This window comes from Ktedonosporobacter rubrisoli, assembly GCF_004208415.1.
Classification (GTDB): Bacteria; Chloroflexota; Ktedonobacteria; order Ktedonobacterales; family Ktedonobacteraceae; genus Ktedonosporobacter; species Ktedonosporobacter rubrisoli.
Window position 1 is genome coordinate 944076 of the sequence record NZ_CP035758.1, and the last position, 16298, is coordinate 960373.

General features: G+C 51.2%; 20 protein-coding genes. 10 read left to right on the top strand and 10 right to left on the bottom strand.

Going from position 1 to position 16298, the window contains the following annotated elements; translation table 11 throughout:
- Window positions 1–252: 252 nt before the first annotated feature.
- Window positions 253–702 (bottom strand): nitroreductase family deazaflavin-dependent oxidoreductase, encoded by a 450-nt coding sequence (locus EPA93_RS04250; RefSeq protein WP_129885846.1) that lies wholly within the window; start codon window positions 700–702, stop codon window positions 253–255.
- Between the two features lie 280 nt (window positions 703–982).
- Window positions 983–1879 (bottom strand): SDR family oxidoreductase, encoded by an 897-nt coding sequence (locus tag EPA93_RS04255; protein ID WP_129885847.1) that lies wholly within the window; start codon window positions 1877–1879, stop codon window positions 983–985.
- Window positions 1880–2153: 274 nt separating this feature from the next.
- On the opposite strand from EPA93_RS04255, the gene EPA93_RS04260 reads away from it, so the two are divergent.
- Window positions 2154–3017 carry a helix-turn-helix transcriptional regulator gene (locus EPA93_RS04260; RefSeq protein ID WP_129885848.1) on the top strand — a complete coding sequence of 288 codons (864 nt, stop codon included), beginning with the start codon at window positions 2154–2156 and terminating at the stop codon, window positions 3015–3017.
- Between the two features lie 41 nt (window positions 3018–3058).
- On the opposite strand, the gene EPA93_RS04265 is transcribed toward EPA93_RS04260, so the two are convergent.
- The 3 genes from EPA93_RS04265 to EPA93_RS04275 are packed head-to-tail and all read right to left on the bottom strand — an operon-like array spanning window position 3059 to window position 3784.
- A complete protein-coding gene (locus EPA93_RS04265) occupies window positions 3059–3328 on the bottom strand; it encodes a hypothetical protein (protein ID WP_129885849.1) in 270 nt (89 codons plus the stop codon).
- Window positions 3325–3552 (bottom strand): hypothetical protein, encoded by a 228-nt coding sequence (locus EPA93_RS04270; RefSeq protein ID WP_129885850.1) that lies wholly within the window; start codon window positions 3550–3552, stop codon window positions 3325–3327. Before EPA93_RS04270 ends, EPA93_RS04265 begins: the two co-directional genes overlap by 4 nt.
- Window positions 3553–3565: 13 nt before the next feature.
- Complete coding sequence (locus EPA93_RS04275; RefSeq protein ID WP_129885851.1) at window positions 3566–3784, bottom strand: hypothetical protein; 219 nt, start codon at window positions 3782–3784, stop codon at window positions 3566–3568.
- Window positions 3785–4044: 260 nt separating this feature from the next.
- Here EPA93_RS04275 and EPA93_RS04280 point away from each other — a divergent pair, with 260 nt between their 5' ends.
- From EPA93_RS04280 to EPA93_RS04295, 4 genes are all read left to right on the top strand, one after another.
- The gene (locus tag EPA93_RS04280) at window positions 4045–5373 is read left to right on the top strand and encodes a helix-turn-helix domain-containing protein (RefSeq protein WP_129885852.1); all 1329 of its coding nucleotides are present in this window, start codon (window positions 4045–4047) and stop codon (window positions 5371–5373) included.
- 137 nt (window positions 5374–5510) lie between these two features.
- Window positions 5511–6581 (top strand): hypothetical protein, encoded by a 1071-nt coding sequence (locus EPA93_RS04285; protein ID WP_129885853.1) that lies wholly within the window; start codon window positions 5511–5513, stop codon window positions 6579–6581.
- 29 nt (window positions 6582–6610) lie between these two features.
- On the top strand, window positions 6611–7081 hold the full coding sequence (locus EPA93_RS04290; protein WP_129885854.1) for a hypothetical protein: 471 nt from the start codon (window positions 6611–6613) through the stop codon (window positions 7079–7081).
- Between the two features lie 206 nt (window positions 7082–7287).
- Complete coding sequence (locus EPA93_RS04295) at window positions 7288–7692, top strand: hypothetical protein (RefSeq protein WP_129885855.1); 405 nt, start codon at window positions 7288–7290, stop codon at window positions 7690–7692.
- A 64-nt stretch (window positions 7693–7756) separates the two neighbouring features.
- Here the strand turns inward: EPA93_RS04295 and EPA93_RS04300 are convergent, their stop codons facing one another.
- Entirely contained in the window at window positions 7757–8152 is a 396-nt protein-coding gene (locus tag EPA93_RS04300; RefSeq protein ID WP_129885856.1) for a DUF1801 domain-containing protein, read from the bottom strand.
- Between the two features lie 206 nt (window positions 8153–8358).
- Between EPA93_RS04300 and EPA93_RS04305 the strand changes: the two genes are divergently transcribed.
- Entirely contained in the window at window positions 8359–8976 is a 618-nt protein-coding gene (locus EPA93_RS04305) for a TetR/AcrR family transcriptional regulator (protein WP_129885857.1), read from the top strand.
- Between the two features lie 128 nt (window positions 8977–9104).
- Here the strand turns inward: EPA93_RS04305 and EPA93_RS04310 are convergent, their stop codons facing one another.
- Together EPA93_RS04310 and EPA93_RS04315 are read right to left on the bottom strand one after the other, a co-directional pair.
- A complete protein-coding gene (locus tag EPA93_RS04310; protein ID WP_129885858.1) occupies window positions 9105–10160 on the bottom strand; it encodes an amidohydrolase family protein in 1056 nt (351 codons plus the stop codon).
- A 475-nt stretch (window positions 10161–10635) separates the two neighbouring features.
- A complete protein-coding gene (locus EPA93_RS04315; protein ID WP_129885859.1) occupies window positions 10636–11106 on the bottom strand; it encodes a carboxymuconolactone decarboxylase family protein in 471 nt (156 codons plus the stop codon).
- 178 nt (window positions 11107–11284) lie between these two features.
- On the opposite strand from EPA93_RS04315, the gene EPA93_RS04320 reads away from it, so the two are divergent.
- A complete protein-coding gene (locus EPA93_RS04320; protein WP_129885860.1) occupies window positions 11285–11791 on the top strand; it encodes an RrF2 family transcriptional regulator in 507 nt (168 codons plus the stop codon).
- Between the two features lie 183 nt (window positions 11792–11974).
- Here EPA93_RS04320 and EPA93_RS04325 read toward each other — a convergent pair whose 3' ends face one another.
- Window positions 11975–13264 carry an MFS transporter gene (locus EPA93_RS04325; protein ID WP_129885861.1) on the bottom strand — a complete coding sequence of 430 codons (1290 nt, stop codon included), beginning with the start codon at window positions 13262–13264 and terminating at the stop codon, window positions 11975–11977.
- A gap of 396 nt (window positions 13265–13660) precedes the next feature.
- Here EPA93_RS04325 and EPA93_RS04330 point away from each other — a divergent pair, with 396 nt between their 5' ends.
- The 3 genes from EPA93_RS04330 to EPA93_RS04340 all read left to right on the top strand — a co-directional run bounded on the left by EPA93_RS04330 (window position 13661) and on the right by EPA93_RS04340 (window position 15630).
- Window positions 13661–14131 (top strand): hypothetical protein, encoded by a 471-nt coding sequence (locus EPA93_RS04330; RefSeq protein ID WP_129885862.1) that lies wholly within the window; start codon window positions 13661–13663, stop codon window positions 14129–14131.
- A gap of 113 nt (window positions 14132–14244) precedes the next feature.
- Window positions 14245–14811 carry a DJ-1/PfpI family protein gene (locus EPA93_RS04335; RefSeq protein WP_129885863.1) on the top strand — a complete coding sequence of 189 codons (567 nt, stop codon included), beginning with the start codon at window positions 14245–14247 and terminating at the stop codon, window positions 14809–14811.
- A gap of 180 nt (window positions 14812–14991) precedes the next feature.
- Complete coding sequence (locus EPA93_RS04340; RefSeq protein WP_129885864.1) at window positions 14992–15630, top strand: YdbC family protein; 639 nt, start codon at window positions 14992–14994, stop codon at window positions 15628–15630.
- A gap of 56 nt (window positions 15631–15686) precedes the next feature.
- Here EPA93_RS04340 and EPA93_RS04345 read toward each other — a convergent pair whose 3' ends face one another.
- A complete protein-coding gene (locus tag EPA93_RS04345) occupies window positions 15687–16175 on the bottom strand; it encodes a nuclear transport factor 2 family protein (protein ID WP_129885865.1) in 489 nt (162 codons plus the stop codon).
- Window positions 16176–16298 lie beyond the last annotated feature (123 nt).

The following is a 16298-nucleotide window of genomic DNA, read 5'->3' on the forward strand; positions in this document are numbered from 1 at the left end:
CCTTTGAGGAACTTGCCTTACCTCAACATGCATCCTGAAAAAGGGCATACTCCGGCCCTGGGCGACCGAGCGCCGTCCACAAAGTATGCTACAATTGCCTGGCCTGCTGGTTCTTAAGGCCATCTAAAGCCTCGCATTCTATCTCTTGCAGAAAACATGGAGAAATACACTATATGCTAGTATAACATAGACCCTTCCACATGCTGGCTATACAGAGTGGAAGGGCTATTACTTTCTCTCTTGCAGCGCTCTTTATTTTTTGCGTTCTAGCAGAACGGTAGGAACTTTGCGTGTGATCTTTGTCATAAGATCAGCGAGAGCAGGTATCTTCTGCACCTGGATTTTCCCGAGGCGCTCCCCCTCCGCGCTTTCGAGGACGATGGCCCTGGCCTCAAACTTCTCAGAACCCAGCTCAACGGTTACATCGGGATGGGCGACCAGATTGTGGTACCAGGCAGGATTAGTTGGTGCGCCCCGATTGCCGGCGAATACGTAGATGTGACCGCCCTCGGACAAATACGCCAATGGAGTAGTACGAGGCTCGCCACTTTTTGCTCCCGTCGTCGTCAGCAGGAGTAGGGGAGCGCCGGCCAATCGGCCGCCAACGTGGCCCCCGCTGGCCCGAAACTCTTCTATAACCTGACGATCCAAGTCAGCGGGAGTCTGGCGATCCTGCTCATGCAATTCGTTCTTCTCAGACATAAAATCCTCCTTTTGTCGCTATCATTTCTTTTTATCGTTATTAGTTAATGCTCTATGCATCATGTCCACTGGGCAACCATGACGTGTAGGCCTGATCTGGTACCAGGTTGACCCTCACACATAAGACGCTAAAAGCCCTGGGCTGCAGGGCACACGCTTCCTCGTAAGCGTCGAGGCGAGATGCAAGCTTGATAGCCTGAGCAGCCTCAAATTCATTGCTCGCCGTATCAAACTCAACCTGATGACAGGACCCTATGTAAAAATGTCGATTCTACGCAGATTATGCCTCGTGCGCAAAGTAGTAATCCTTGTCGAGATCCGCTAGAAGGCCGGGCTGTACGGGATACCATTTCAGGCGTTTTCGGGTCAGCGCACTTGAAGCCGGGATGTCTCTTGAGACGAAGCGTCCAAGGAAGCCGAAGTGGTCGCCGGCTTGCTCAACAGGCAGAGAGACAACTGGAACGCCCAGGCGCCGACCAATGACACTTGCGATCTCACGCACCGGTATCCCTTCTTCAGCTACCGCATGCAGGCGTGAGCCAGCCTCGGCGTTTTCCAGGGCCAGCCGAAACAGATGAGCCGCATCAAGACGATGCACGGCAGGCCAGCGATTTGCCCCATCGCCTGGATAGGCAGAGACGCCCTTCGCCCGTGCAATATTGATGAGCCAGGGGACAAAACCGTGGTCGCCCGCCCCGTGAACCGACGATGGAAGGCGCAAAAGCGAGGCACGTACCCCGCGCGAGGCCAGCGAGAGCGCCGCTACTTCCGAGAGAAGACGAGTCGCCGAATTGGGATCGCTCTCGTCCTCCTCCGTCCCTACACGACCTTGCCGCAAACCTCCGGTTCCCGAGGTCACGACGAATGGGCGACCAGACCCGGCAAGTATCTCTCCAATCGTCTCAATGGCACGCTTATCTATTCGCGCCGCTTCCATATAATCGGCAAAATCGTGCATGTAGGCGGTATGGATCACACCGTCTGCTACTGCTGCCCCGCTGCGCAGACTGTCAAGATCGTCAAGCGAACCTCGGTGGACCTGCGCGCCGGCAGAGGCTACGTTTGCCGCAGCAGCATCTGAACGGGCCAGGCCAAGGACCTGGTGCCCTGCCGCCAAAAGCTCAAGTACGACAGCCGAGCCGACAAAGCCGCTCGCGCCGGTAACGAAAACTCTCATTATAAATTCCTCAATTAGGCACAGGATTTAAATTATAGTTACACAGTCGTGTAGTCAAAATGTAGACATGCTTTTATATATGTCGGCCTCCCTTTCGAAAACTGACTTTCATTGCACGACTCCCCATAGCTACCGATCCCTGTTTTCGAACGTTGTTTTCGATACCTCGAAATTGTATACTGAAAGGAATATCAGAACAAGACGAGAGCTTATCATAGGAGTAAGATTCCTAATATTCCCGCGACAAAGGCGGGCAAAGGAAGCAGAGGCAACGATGGAACGTGAGCAGGAGGACCAGCGTTTACAAGAGCTCGGCGATTTTCTGCGCACCCGGCGAGCTCGGCTGGCGCCTGAGGCCGTTGGGCTGCCGCGAGGAAGCCGGCGGCGCGCGCCTGGACTCAGACGTGCAGAAGTGGCCCAATTGGCCGGAGTCAGTGTTGACTGGTACACCTGGTTGGAGCAAGGACGCCCGATTAGCGTTTCGACGCAGGTCTTAGAAAGCCTCGTCAAGGCTTTGCATTTGAATACCTATGAGCGCGAGCATCTTTTCTTCTTAGCCCACCAGCAACCCCCTCCAGCCAGGGGTATGGAACCGGAGACCGTGAGTGCAACATTACAACACTTCCTCGATCATCAGGGTCTCAGCCCGGCCTTTGTCTCCGGCTGGCGCAGTGATGTGATAGCCTGGAACGAAGCTGCTCGCGTTGTCTTTGGTGATTTTGGGCAGATGAGCAGCCTCGAACGCAATTCCGTCTGGCGACTCTTCACCTCACCCAGCCATCGGCAAGGGCTTGTCGATTGGGAAGGACACGCGCGAAAGATCCTGGCCCAATTCCGTGCCGCTTGTGGTCGGTATCCCGATGATCCCCGCTTGAGAGAACTGATCCATGATCTGATGCTTCGCAGCGCAGAATTTCGAGCCTGGTGGCCCGATCACGAGGTGGCCAATGCGCCAGAAGGGCAAAAAACGCTAAAGCATCCCCGCGTAGGCTATCTTATGTTTGAGCATATCACGTTTCAGGTGTTTGACGCGCCAGATCTCAAAGTGCACATACATACTCCATTAGATCAGGTAGATACTCCCGCCAAAATCGCTCAACTTCTCACACAGGGAGCAAGCGTTTCAACGGGGTTCTGAGTACTTTTCTGCGTCACAACAAGCAGCAAATAACATTATCATCATAGTTCGTCGATAAGCACGGCCAGGCGTTCTAGCCAGGCATCGCGTTGCGCGATCCAGACCTTCTTCACGGGCTCGCCGGCCTGCAGGCTCCGCATATAATTGGCGGCTTCTTGCGCCAGCTCAGCTAGCTCGTTAAATTGCACTTCCGCGACCTCTTGTAAGGAGGCGCGCGTTACCAGGGCTTCGTGCAGCATATAGCGCCGCTCCTCACAGAGCTCTATCTCATCTAGAAGCTGATTTACCGACATACGCCCGATCTCACTCATGGCTGGCTACTCTTTTCTGCCCACCTTGAGCTCGTATTCTGGCTTGCACTCTCTCCAATGTGCTGGAAAACCATTTCAATGAGCTTGACAAGTTCGCGGTTATTCCGCGTCACGCGTCCTGGCTGCCGGTAGAAATCTAGAAAGTCATGCAGGACATAATTAAGAGCTATCACCTCATTGCAGGTCATAAATATGGCTATCAGGGGCTCAGTATAGCGCCTCATCTCCGCAAACTCCTTACTTCACCACTTCGTTATAGGTTTGAACCAGAATATCCAAAGCTTGCTCCTGTCCGGTCAGCGGGACTAAATTTTCAAAATGCCCTTCGAGCGCATTGAATTTCGCGCGAATAAATTCATGCTGCGCCATACTTGCATACGCGTGCAACCCGCGCACCATCGCTTCGCATTCCAAGGCGATCTGCCGCCTGATACGTGCAACTTCACTTTCTGCCATAAACAAAGTTCCTTTCCGGGCTTGACATCATTTTACACGTAATGACATACTTGCATTCAGAGAGCAAAAAGCATTTTACTAAGGACAACGTATTAGATAGAGCTCACTTATTGCTCTAGAAAGAGCATAGCAGATCGCTCAGGAAAAAATCGTAAAGTTAAGTAGTATTTTTTCCACTCTTGCTGGACATGTCGCCTTAATCTTCGTATACTTATCTTAGATGCATTAAGTGTTGGTATATGTAGTTTGAGGAGGTCGGCATGGAACACACGAGCGACCCAGAGCGCTACCCATTTGTGCTGGAATTGGATGGGCACGGAAGACCCAATTATGGCAAGTTGATTCGGCAGGGACGAAAACTGGCAAATTTAGAGCAGGAAGAATTCGCGTTTCTCTATGGGATGATCGTTAGAAATAGGAGTGTCGGAAAGGATGCGATACGAAAAATGGAAGAGTACAATCAGGTCCCGAAAAATCCGCAACGTCGCTCTATCATCGCAGCACTGCTAGGCATCCCGCTCTCGCTGCTGTGTTCCGACGAGGAAATACAAGCCCTCCCCAGGCAATTCTCTCTCTCAACATATAGGGACAGCGATAAGGATCTTGAGGCCAAAATCGATATAGCTGAGTATCATCATACACTTATGAACTATCAGCGCAGGCACTATGCAAGCACGGCCTTCCCAAGATTGAAAGCTGTTCAGCAGCGTGTCTCTTCTCTCACAGAAATCCTTCACCATTCCCACCCAGCCGAAAAGGCGCAGATGGAATGCCTGCTAGCTAGCTATCTGGAGTTCATGGGCAATATGGCCCGCGATCATCAGCGCTTTGCCCAGTCTATTGCTCATTTTGATAGGGCGCTTAAAGGCCTTGGCGATGACTACCCAGCATTACAGGCGACGCTCTTAGTACGCCGGGGCGGAGCCTGGAACTCATGGGCTCATGTGGCTTTGCTGAGAGGGGAGCAGGACAAAGCGCAGAGCTATTTTGCCTCCTCTATTCGTGATCACGACGCCGCTTGCGCCCTGGATCGCTGGCTCCCCCCGCACGTCAAGGGCGCGGCCATCGCAGCGCAAGCCGCTGCCCACGCCTGTACCGTTAATGATCAGAGCGAGCTCAACGGTATCTTACGCCGGATGGACCAGGCCGAACAGCTACTCAATACGCCCATCAGCGAGGAAAGCCTGCAGGCAGGCGGCTATTTATACCTGCTGAGCTTCGATAACGAGCGCTTTTACCTCAACAAAGCTACGGCGCTGCTCAATAGCCCCATCAAAGCCTTGCGCGCGCCTACCCGCGCCCTCGATGCCCTCGCTCAGCTACCCTTCAGCTCTCAATCTCTGCGTATACAAACGACTAGCTTATTACTACAAGCGCAGTCTGAGTTCGAATTAGGCAATTATCCATTTGCTACCAAACTCGCCGGTGATGCGCTTGAGCTCGTAATGAATGTGCAAGAGAGCAGCGAGCTGATTGGCATTGATACGCTCTATCGCAAGCTGCGCGGCAGCCGCTACGGTAAGTCGCACGAAGTCTTGAGCCTTGGCGTCAACCTTTTTAAAGCTCAGCATCCAGGACTTTTTGCCTGAATCACAAGCCAGACCGTTTCAGGCCCGGCAGCGAAATGTAAAGCTCTTGCTTCTCTTTTTCTGCCTGCCCAAGCAGTGCTATATATTGCTCTTACATTTTGTGAAGGTATGGAAAAACGCTGGAAAGGATGGTTAGTGTGGATATAGATAGACATGACACCGACGCGTTTAAGGATGAGGAGTGGGAAAGATTAGAGGAGGAGCCCGACGAAGATGCCTGCCGTCAAAAGTTGCTGCTCTATCAGCGCAAGCACTTCGTGGACACGGCGGTCTTCGATGTCAAAGTTCTTAGAGAAAGCCTGGTTCAACTCACACAACATGTAAACTTTGATCGCTCGCCAAGCCGACCGCGCATGGAACGTCTACTGGCCAGCTACCTGGAGTTCATGGGCAATATGGCCCGCGATCACCAGCGCTTTGCCCGCGCAATTCATTACTTTGACAAGGGGCTTAATGTAACTGCGCACAATCACCAGGCCTTGGAAGCAACGCTCTTAGTGCGCCGGGGCGGGGCCTGGAACTCATGGGCCCGGGTGGCTTTGCTGAGAGGGGAGCAGGACAAAGCGCAGAGCTATTTTGCCTCCTCTATTCGCGATCACGACGCCGCTTGCGCCCTGGATCGCTGGCTCCCTCCGCACGTCAAGGGCGCGGCCATTGCTGCGCAAGCCGCTGCCCACGCCTGTACCGTTAATGATCAGAGCGAACTTGATGATGCCCTACGCTGGATGGACCAGGCTGAACAGTTGCTTGATGCTCCAATTAGTGAGGAAAGTATCTATAGGGGAGGGAATTCCTATCTGCTCAGTTTCGATAAAGAGCGCTTTTATCTCAACAAAGCTGCAGCTCTGTTAGATTGCGTTATCAAAGATCTACGCGCTCCTTCCCGCGCCCTCGATGCTCTCGCACAATTGCCTGCCGAATCGCTATCCCGGCGCATTCAAACCGCCAGTCTATTACTGCAGGCGCGAGCCCATTTCGAGCTGAATGATTATCCACTATCGGCAACATTAGCTGGGCAAGCTTTGGCGCTAGCCAGGCAGACGAGAGATGATAGCCACATAATCGGTATCGATGCTCTCTGCCGAGAGCTGAGCGCAACCAGAGCCAACAAATTGCTCGAAGTGGCACGGCTGAAGGTGGGCATACTTGAAGCTAACAACCCGGAGTTCTTTGCAGCGGGCTACGGAGATGAGGACGATGATGACTAGAGAGGTTAGATAAAAAGGCATACCTAAATATGGAAGCGGGCAATATTCCTAAAGATGCCGCACGCAGGTGGGTCCTGGCACGTATGCTCGATCTTGCCCCTGCTACCCTTGGCCTCCCTGCCCTAAAACATGCCTCTGAGCACGTACTTTCGCCGCTGCCAACTGAGCAATCAGGAATCAATTACGAAGAATATAGCTCTTTTTTGTTCAAGCTTTGGAAGCAAGGCTACGATGATGCGGATGCAACCCTGGGAGCTCTAAGAAGCCGGATTCGGGCTTTGCATGATAAAGTTCTCTATATCAGGAAGCCAGAACGCACACGCATGCTACAGCTGCTTTGCGCCTATCAGTTGCGCTTCGCCCACATTGCCAGGGAACAGGGACACTACGCAGCGCTCTTCAACATTTTAAGGCAGCCATTACGCTGGCCCACGAAGAGAATATTTCAACCTTTGAAGCTATTGCTTATATTAGACGAGGAGAATTCTTCTATGATATAGGGGCGCTAGATCAGGCTCAGCGTGATTTTACAAAAGCTGCCAGCATGCACACGTCTCCGGATATTAAAGGGCGCGCACACGATATTGCCAGTCTGACCAACATGAGATTAGCCACAACAGCCTCAGATGTAAAGGCTGAATTAATCTTATCCGACATAGCTCAAAGCTGTATTGGAGGGGCAAAGGAAACTTCAGGGGATCTCTACATGATTAACATGACTCTTGAAAGATTTCTGATCAGTAGAGCAAGATCGCTGGTCAGTGCCCCAGATAAAAAGCTGCGTTCTCCCGAGCTTGCCGAAAAGCTCATCTACGAGGCTGACCAAATTGGCGATCCAGGGATTAAAAATCACTTCTCTTATCATCGTCTGGACAGTTACGTAGCCTTAGCACAGGTATGGCTAACAAAGAAAGCATATCCAGTGGCAACAGAGGCGCTTCTAGATGTAGTCAAGATGTCACAAAAGATGCATACATCTATTCATCTGCCCTTTATTACCGAGCTATACGAAGAGATTCGCTTGAGCAATTACGGTAAAGATATTGCCGTAGCGGAACTTGGCTTGCGGCTCTTATTGCTACAATATCCCCAACTCTTTCAGCAGAGGTAGATAAGCTTATATTCAGCGGTTGATGGCTATTCTTGCTTCTGCCTCCTGACAGGGAAATATTGGGCTAAGGCTTCTCTTTGAGCTTACGCCAGCCGCCGGCGCGATTATTGGCGATAACAGCTTTAAAGAGGTTCAATAGCGCACGTTCATTGATGATTTCGCCCTGGCGAACTTGAATTGAGCGCGCCGTCAGATTCCCTTGCCCCTGGTTAATAAGGCCCTCGGGATCTGGCGCGATGGGATCATAGATGAAAATATTAAGATGATCCTTCGCTCCCAGCAGCGCGCAGATGTTGCCATTCAAGGTAAAATAGGGCTGCTTTGTACGCTTGATAATCTCGATCACCTCGGGATCGGCGGCATGCACGAGGTCGCGCACCTGGCGGCAAATCTCCTGCTGCCAGTCAGGAAGAGTCTGAATGTATGCGTCGACACGAGGGTCTGTCTGATAGGTACTCATACAAGAATGATATCATAAATGCATGTATTTCTGCTTAGTCAAACAGAGAGTCTTATTTAGCCTCTGATCTCTGGTAGGCAAAAGACTTTCCCGCTTCACTCCCGCGTCAGTAAACTATGACTACCTCTTGACAGGTGGATCTGCACTCTGTATATTGACCTGGTGATCAATATATTTTGACAAATTTTAGTTGAGAGGTTGAAAATATGCCGGGGAAAAAAGCGTCGGAAGCCTTACGCCGCGAGCAGATCATACAAGCAGCGTTCCGTGTGGCCAAGCAGAAAGGGCTTGAGCAACTCACGATCCGGCTCGTTGCCGCTGAGGCAGGCCTGAGCAATGGGCTGGTCTTCTTCCACTTCCAGTCCAAGGAAACGTTATTGCTCGCCCTCTTAGATTGGTTGCTTGCTTCGATCTTTGAGCTCTGGGAAGCTTCCGAGGATCTCCCGCCCGCAGAACGCGTGTTCACCTTGATTCGGCTAGACCTGCAAGATCTTTCTCAAGACGAGCACGACGGAGCCCGGCTAAACCTCTTCTTCGCCTATTGGGCACTCGCCGTGCATGACCCCATCATTAAAGAACGGATTCAGCAGGCCCTTGAGCGTTCCAGGCAAGCATTTTTACCTGCCGTACAGGCCTGGATCGAAAGCGATCCCGTACGCTTTCACGATGTGACGGCCGAGGCCCTGGTGACAACTTGCATTGGTATCGTGCAGGGCTGCGCCATGCAAGCTCTGCTCAACGAGCAGCGGGTCGATGTGGAACAACTCGTAAGGGTTATACGCGCTCTTCTGTTGCCCTCCTTCTCGTCGGCAAACAGCCAATAATGCGGGGATTTCTTTTACGAAGTTTCCACGCTGCGTCTTCTTTAGCCAGCGCTCAGCGGAGTAGAAAAAGCAGGCCCCTCTCGGCCTGATCTGAGGCAGGATGAACCCGCCTCAGTTACTCCTGATAGTTAGTTTGATTGTAAAGCTGACGCGTGTCCCTGAACATCAAGATGGAACAGCTCGTTGCTGTTCTTCCATAGTATCTGTTCTTTCTCCTCCGCGCGCAGATCAAGCTGCTTTACGTCGGCAATCTGTTCCTCAATCGTGAGGGCCGCCGGATAATCCGAGCCAAAGAGTACGCGCTCAGTTCCACAGATCTCGATGGCCTGGCGTATCGTCGAAGGCGAGAAAGACAAGCTAAGATCGATATAGAGGTTTGTTCTCATATATGAGCTGGGCGGACGTTGACACGTTACAGCATTCTTTCCCTGGGCACCGATAAAACCTATCTGATAGAAGTACTCAAGGCGCCCAAGCAGATTTAACAGGCCAGCTCCCCCAAACGGTATCACTACTTTGAGCTGAGGATAGCGATCAAAGAGACCTGAGCAGATCATCCGCGCGCTGCTGGTTATGACATCAAATGGTCTGTACAACAACTCTTGCATACGGAAAGTATCATTACCAGGAAGCCAGAGCGGATTAATGGGAGGATGGAGCGAAACAGCTATATCGCGCGACTGCACATGTGCCCAAAAAGGTTCAAGCACGGGATCATCGAGCCAACGACCAGCATAGCTAGAGTCCAGGGTCAGACCTTTTGCGCCCAGCCGAGTCAAGCTGCGTTCAATCTCCTTTTCATAGCCAGGCTCGAACGGATGCACTGTGGCCAGAAAATCAAGCTTGTTGGGATACCTGGCGACAAAGCCGGCAAGGTTGTCATTGAGGGCTGCGGCAACATCCTGGGCAACTTTCCCCACATGAGGTTTGACGTCTGCGAGAAGGAACGCATTGCCGAGAAGACCTTTTGTGATTCCGGCCTGGTTCTGGGCCTGTACCTGCGCATCAATATCGTTGAAAACGGATCTCTGAAAGTGCGTTGTATCCTCTTTTGCATCCTGCTGATCAGGAATATTTTCAAGGAACACTTCGCGGGGAAAGGCCGCAAGATTAGCCATTAAACTAGGATGGGCAATATGGCGATGAATATCGATAATTGTTTCGTTACTAGAAATTTTCTGCATCTATTCTCTCCTTTTAAAACTTTAGCTTTTCATAAGCACTATCCCGTTCCCCAGCAGCGAAGCTCGCCGCTTGCAACTTCCCGGGAAATCTACCTGGCAATAAATGCACAACGACTACCAGGAATGTGAAAATCTCCGAGGTAATCACTCTCTACATATTGACCATCGGATCAACATACAAAGTATAGCACGATATTGATCCATTGGTCAATAGAAATTGCATGGATTTTTCGGCTGTAGGAATATACAAGAGAAAGCAGGAGAGTGTGGTGAGGTATAGCGAATTGGAGGTCGGGGTGGCAAGATAATGGAAAGGCGGGGAAAGTTCTCCGTTTACCTTAGCGGAGCTTCTCCCCACTTCTTTCAGGCATCCGCAGGAGCAGCTCGTCCAAAGACGAGTTGTGCGTTGGCTGCTTTGATGACAACGGCTTTGATCGAAGTAGATTTAGCTGATCAGGTCTGGATATTCAACCAGCTAAGCGCTGGCGCCTTTCCTGGCAGGACGATAGTTGCCAGCCGGTGTGCGGAAAGCAATATTGAGGCGATTCCAGGTGTTGATGCTCGCAACCGCCAGCGTAAGATTGACCAGCTCTTCATCAGTGAACTGAGTATGAACGCGCTCATACACTTCGTCGGGAACATGACTATCAGCTACAAGGGTTACGGCCTCCGTCCATTCCAGAGCAGCACGCTCCCGCTCACTGTAGCAAGTAGCCTCTCGCCAACTGGCCAGTAAATAGAGCCGCTGTTCGCTCTCGCCTTCAGCGCGGGCATCTTTGGTATGCATGTCCAGACAAAAGCTACAACCGTTGAGCTGCGAGGCACGAGTCTGCACAAGGCGGAGCAGCGATAATTCTAACCCGCAGTGCTCAACATACTCTTCAAACTGAAGCATAGCCTGCCTGGCTTTTGGCGCGGCGATAGCATAACGAATACGGTTAGTCATAGAAAATCCTCCCTAAGACTGATTGAATTTATCAGGAGAAGAAGATATACTATCTTGGACAACTTCTATCCAGATTATAGTATCCTGGACAATATTTGTCAAGGATAAAAAATGTCCAGGATAGAGCCTGGCAACGACAAGAGAGACAGGCAAACCATCAAAATGAGGAGAGATAGTTATGAAACTTAGCGAAGGAGTGGAGTGGGGATTGCATTGTGTGTGCCTGCTGGCGGAGCTTCCGGCGGGGGCGACGCTACCGACGAAAGCCCTGGCCGAATATCATGGCCTTTCAGAAACCTACCTCTCCAAGCATCTGCAAGCCCTAACCAATGAACGCATCCTTGAATCGGTGCCTGGCCCCAAGGGAGGGTATCGACTGACGCGCTCGGCAGAGGAGATCACGCTGTTGGAGGTTGTTGAAGCCATAGATGGACACGAGCCGCTGTTTCGCTGCACAGAAATTCGCCAGCAAGGCCCTTTGGCGCTTCCGTGCGAACAGTATCGCTTGCCATGCGCCGTTCATGTTGCCATGGCGCAGGCTGACAAAGCCTGGCGCAACACGCTTCGTATGCAGAGCATTGCTGATGTCGTCAAGAAGTATGCAGGCAACGCTGAGCCGCAACAGCGGCAACGCCTGGAGCAATGGATAAGTAAACGCGTACGCCACTCTTCGCCAAAGCGTTGAGCAGTGCCACATACTAACACAAACATAAGATAGCCGCTCTGATCAGCGCGAAACAGAGCTCAGCTTGATCTCCTCGGCAGAGAGCTGTTACGCGCTCGGAGCAAGCACTCAGGTTCTTCTCTTCCCACTTTTCTTTTAAGCTCCCAATAAACTTGCCGGTCATCGCTGAACGAAACCAAAGGCTCAAATTTCTCGCTCTCCTTGTGGCCGAATACCCGCAAAAGCCGCAAGCGCGATAAAGACGAAGAGAAGAGCGCTAAGCAGATAGACAGTCTGAAAACCTTGAGCCAGGTTTTTTCCAGCGGCCTGCAACAGAAAGCCAGCCAGGATAGGGGATACGATTGCGCCAATGGTTGCCAGGGCTATCGATACTCCCTGAACAGTTCCCTGATGCTTTGTAGGCGTGAGGTGGACAATCAACGTTCCCGCCGTTGAGAACACAGCTCCACTCGGCTGGAGGCACAGGCAGAGAATCGAGAGCGCAACCGGAGCTACAAGGACCGCGCTATAATTCAAGGCGGCCGTGAGCACAAGCGCTGCACACATGGTAGCAACATACACGCGCAGCTTACTTGTCCGGCGAAACCAGCGATCCGCCAGCATACTCGACATGATCTGAACCAGGCATGTACACAAAACAACCAGGCTACCGGCTGCCCCTGCCCAGACAAGCTGAAGATGGCGTACATTGATCATATAGGCGGCAAGCCAATTGACAGAAAGCCCTTGCATCCAGTACGCCGCAAAGGTAGCTAGCGTAATCAGCAGAATATTGCGAGAGAATAGCAGCGGCAGCAGACCGGTCCAGGCATTCTTCTGCCGGGACTCTATCAGCGCTTCCTTGCCTATAGCATCTTCGCTTCCGGGCCCTTCGCGTCCTACCAGCAACCAACCGATTAGCCAGAGCAGGCTACATATACCAAGGAGCAGAAAGACGATACGCCAGCCATGCGAGGCGGCAAGTACAATCAGGAGGGGTGTGAGAATGGCAGGACCTATCAGATTTCCACAGGAAACGAGGGCAAGGCCCAGACCACGCCGTTCGCGCGGTAGCCACTTTGCGGCTGCCGTCATCGCCTGGCCAGTATAGGGACCTTCACCAATTCCCAGAGCCACACGGCTCAAAAGCAGGAGAGGAAAAGAAGCCACAAAGCCAGTAGCGATCTGTACAAGTGTCCAGATCATAGCCACGAGCGAGAGCACGCGCGTCGTTCCTATACGATCCGACCACGCCCCAAACAGAATCGAGGAAATAGAGAACAGCCAGAAGAAACTTCCGCTGAGAATACCCCATTGAACCGAGCTCAGGTGAAATTCTTTGATAATAGGGACAGAAAGGTAGCCAGTAATCGATTTATCAGCAAAGCCAATCGCGCCAAGCATAAAGAGGAAAGCAATTACTCCCCTTCCTCGTGGCGATGCATCCAGGCGCTTTGTCGCTAGTGGGCCAGGGGCTTGAATAGTTTGCTTCATACAAAAAGATCCTTCCAGATAAGCCTATTGTTTGTCAGAAGCGGGTTGCGCAAGGGCGATGTCTCCCCTGCTCTGGCGCTGGAGCGTCAAAGGCCTGCAAAGGTAACAGCCGCTTGCTATTGGCTTAACTATAGGATCTCCTCATCTGACAGAACAGCAGCGCGCTTGCCAGAAAACAACGGAATCGGGCCAGATCGAACTACATCAGCTTCTCGCGATGGGACCAGGAGCGGGCTTTCAGCACCTTGTGAAAAATCAGGACAAGAAAGCGATTTTATGGTACACTTATGGGTGGTAGGCAAAAGTAAGTACAGCAAGAGAAATATAGATTATTAGCAAACCAAGCAGGGCAAATCAATAGATAAGGCAGTATTGGAGCAACTCATGGACGAGCATATGAACCAATCTCAAGCCAACGATTATATAGACATCTCTTCACCTTATGAAGAAGCCAACCTTCCTTACCTTCCGCAGCAGAAGCAGGCTATTCAACGCCATCGTTCCCCAGCCGATGGAGCGACAATAAATTCATCCTCGGCTCTTCCAGAAATTGAACCGTGGGCGACGAAAAATTCATATACTCCCCAAGGAGTTAAAGTGCTGTTTGGCGTTGGCCTGGGAATCCTGTTGGGAATGGCGTTTGGCCTGGTCAGTCAACAAAGTATCCTTCTCTGTGCTGTCGTTGGAGCTCTAGGGATAGGCGGACTGGTTATCCTTATTCCACTATCCTTATATGAACAGCATGATCCCCTGGTAGCTAACCTATTTAGTCATTTGCTTGACGGTTGCCTGTTCTATGCGCTCCTCCTAATCGTCAGCCTTAGCACTATAGGTACGCTCTTGCTCTGGCCGGCCCTGGTCCTCTAGGCCAGGGCAACTCTACGCGCAGCTCACTTCTAATATCGTATAATTAGCACAGGCATAGAGCTGTCCAGGTACGTAAGTGGCAATCAGGAAAATCCTTTTATAAGGAAGTATTTGTGAAAAAAGTGCTTTTATTGCTCGCCAACGGCTTCGAAGCCTATGAAGGTGCAGTTTTTACTGATGTCATGGGTTTCGCGCGCAATGGCGGCCTCGAAGTAGACTTAACATCTACAGCATTGCACAAAAGCCTGACTTGCGCCTTTGGCTTCTCAGTTATTCCACATAGCTTGCTAGCAGAAATTTCCCCATCCGATTATGACGCCTTAGCCGTTCCGGGTGGAACTAGCCAATCCGGCTTCTATAAGGATGCCAGTCGCGAAGAATTTCTAGCGACCATCAGAGAATTTAATCGCGCGAACAAACCGCTTGCCGCCATTTGCACTGGTGGCATCCCTATTGCTCAATCCGGCGTATTGCAAGGGCGCCACGGCACCACATTTCCAGGGAAGAGGCAGCAGGAAATGGCAGCCCATGGCGTCAACGTTTTATCGCAGGATATCGTAGTTGATAAGAATATCATCACCTCATCCTCGCCAAAAACGGGGATCGAAGTAGCCTTCACCTTATTAGCAATGCTGTTTCCGCAGAGGGATCTGGCCGGGATTAGAAGCTTCTTTCAATGATACGGAAGCGCCTGGTAAGCAGCTTCCGTAACTGATTGAGGCTGTTTAAACCCGGCGCGCTTGCGTACAACGAGCAAGCAACTCCACGCGGCGGATCAAAGCAACCCTGCAGTACAGAGTCAGGCGAAGCGCGGCTTAACAATAAAGTCCGAACATTAGACGAAGCAAGGAGCTCTCTCTATGTTAATAAAATGGATTGTTTGCCAGGTTCCCGCCAATGCGCGTAGAGCTTTCTCCATAGCACAGAGCCAGTGGAGCGCTCTTAAGGGCATGCCAGGTTTTCTCGGGCAGATCGGCGGCTGGACTAGCGCCTCTCCCCAACAGGCAGGAATACTCGCCTGCTGGCAAGATGAGGCTTCTTATCTTCATTTCATGCAAAGCATGCATAATGCATTATTTGAGCAAAGTCGGCAGAAGGGAACATATACATCCCTATCAATAACACTCTTTGAAGAGCTCATGTCCATTGCTGGCTCGCAATCCGATCTCCAGGCTGCGCTTGCCACGGGTACAGTACTCAGGGTGACGGATTCACAACTTTTTCCACAACGTGATCAGCTATTTATTCATAACCAGAAGACCATCTGGAATCCCGGCATGATGCAGGCTTCTGGTATGTATGGAGGAGTATTCGCCCAGGCTCAGGATCATTCCTCTCGCTACCTTGTAGCAACCCTATGGAGCGATCTGCAGGCCCATCAAGCATATAGAGAAGCGCTATTTCCGCATCTGCGCGAAAAGGCCAATCTTCCCCAAACTCTGCAATCCATCCACGGTTGGGTGCTTCAATTAGAGAAGACATGGCAGGTCCTTGTCTAAAGCCTCAGAACCCCCTCCAAAATTTTTTTGCGGGTTAATATAGTTTGCTACGACTATTATGGCTGAAAAAAGCGCTTCTGAGACTGGGCAATGATTTCTCTATCCCCATTCACCCACTGCGCAATAAAGACCAGGCGGCAAATCTTCCAGCCTTGCTCACTGCGCCTTAAGGTAACAGTATATTTACCACCTAAAGTCCAGGTAAATTCGCCACTCTCGATCAAAAAATGGTGGGCCTGTAAATATGCCGTACAGATTGCCTCGTCTCCTTTAAGCGCTATTTCGCGATTCGTTAGAGCGTGATGAACTCCCACATTAGAGGGAATTCGTTTGCCCCAATCAGCCAGGACCTGATCTATAGGAAGATGCAAAGGCACACCTCCATGCAGCGATGTATAATCGAGATCAATCTCTTCGGCCAAACACGAACGTAGCGTAGACCAATCGCGTCCATCTACAGCAGTTGTAAAGCGCGTCACAACATCCTCAATGCTCGCACGATCCAATAAGAAACGCAAGTTGTCCTCAGAAATTTCTTGATGCATAGTTTTTCCTCCAAACAAACAGCTATTATCCTTTATTCTACCATTTTCTTTTGGTTACGACTATTACGCATCAATCACGCTAGATAAAACCTATAGCACCTGGGCTTGAATAGGAAATTGCCT

What these genes read in the sequence shown, in the direction of transcription:
- EPA93_RS04250 (WP_129885846.1), bottom strand. Translation starts at nt 702, where the DNA reads ATGTCTGAGAAGAACGAATTGCATGAGCAGGATCGCCAGACTCCCGCT.
- EPA93_RS04255 (WP_129885847.1), bottom strand. Translation starts at nt 1,879, where the DNA reads ATGAGAGTTTTCGTTACCGGCGCGAGCGGCTTTGTCGGCTCGGCTGTC.
- EPA93_RS04260 (WP_129885848.1), top strand. Translation starts at nt 2,154, where the DNA reads ATGGAACGTGAGCAGGAGGACCAGCGTTTACAAGAGCTCGGCGATTTT.
- EPA93_RS04265 (WP_129885849.1), bottom strand. Translation starts at nt 3,328, where the DNA reads ATGAGTGAGATCGGGCGTATGTCGGTAAATCAGCTTCTAGATGAGATA.
- EPA93_RS04270 (WP_129885850.1), bottom strand. Translation starts at nt 3,552, where the DNA reads ATGAGGCGCTATACTGAGCCCCTGATAGCCATATTTATGACCTGCAAT.
- EPA93_RS04275 (WP_129885851.1), bottom strand. Translation starts at nt 3,784, where the DNA reads ATGGCAGAAAGTGAAGTTGCACGTATCAGGCGGCAGATCGCCTTGGAA.
- EPA93_RS04280 (WP_129885852.1), top strand. Translation starts at nt 4,045, where the DNA reads ATGGAACACACGAGCGACCCAGAGCGCTACCCATTTGTGCTGGAATTG.
- EPA93_RS04290 (WP_129885854.1), top strand. Translation starts at nt 6,611, where the DNA reads ATGGAAGCGGGCAATATTCCTAAAGATGCCGCACGCAGGTGGGTCCTG.
- EPA93_RS04295 (WP_129885855.1), top strand. Translation starts at nt 7,288, where the DNA reads ATGATTAACATGACTCTTGAAAGATTTCTGATCAGTAGAGCAAGATCG.
- EPA93_RS04300 (WP_129885856.1), bottom strand. Translation starts at nt 8,152, where the DNA reads ATGAGTACCTATCAGACAGACCCTCGTGTCGACGCATACATTCAGACT.
- EPA93_RS04305 (WP_129885857.1), top strand. Translation starts at nt 8,359, where the DNA reads ATGCCGGGGAAAAAAGCGTCGGAAGCCTTACGCCGCGAGCAGATCATA.
- EPA93_RS04310 (WP_129885858.1), bottom strand. Translation starts at nt 10,160, where the DNA reads ATGCAGAAAATTTCTAGTAACGAAACAATTATCGATATTCATCGCCAT.
- EPA93_RS04315 (WP_129885859.1), bottom strand. Translation starts at nt 11,106, where the DNA reads ATGACTAACCGTATTCGTTATGCTATCGCCGCGCCAAAAGCCAGGCAG.
- EPA93_RS04320 (WP_129885860.1), top strand. Translation starts at nt 11,285, where the DNA reads ATGAAACTTAGCGAAGGAGTGGAGTGGGGATTGCATTGTGTGTGCCTG.
- EPA93_RS04325 (WP_129885861.1), bottom strand. Translation starts at nt 13,264, where the DNA reads ATGAAGCAAACTATTCAAGCCCCTGGCCCACTAGCGACAAAGCGCCTG.
- EPA93_RS04330 (WP_129885862.1), top strand. Translation starts at nt 13,661, where the DNA reads ATGAACCAATCTCAAGCCAACGATTATATAGACATCTCTTCACCTTAT.
- EPA93_RS04340 (WP_129885864.1), top strand. Translation starts at nt 14,992, where the DNA reads ATGTTAATAAAATGGATTGTTTGCCAGGTTCCCGCCAATGCGCGTAGA.
- EPA93_RS04345 (WP_129885865.1), bottom strand. Translation starts at nt 16,175, where the DNA reads ATGCATCAAGAAATTTCTGAGGACAACTTGCGTTTCTTATTGGATCGT.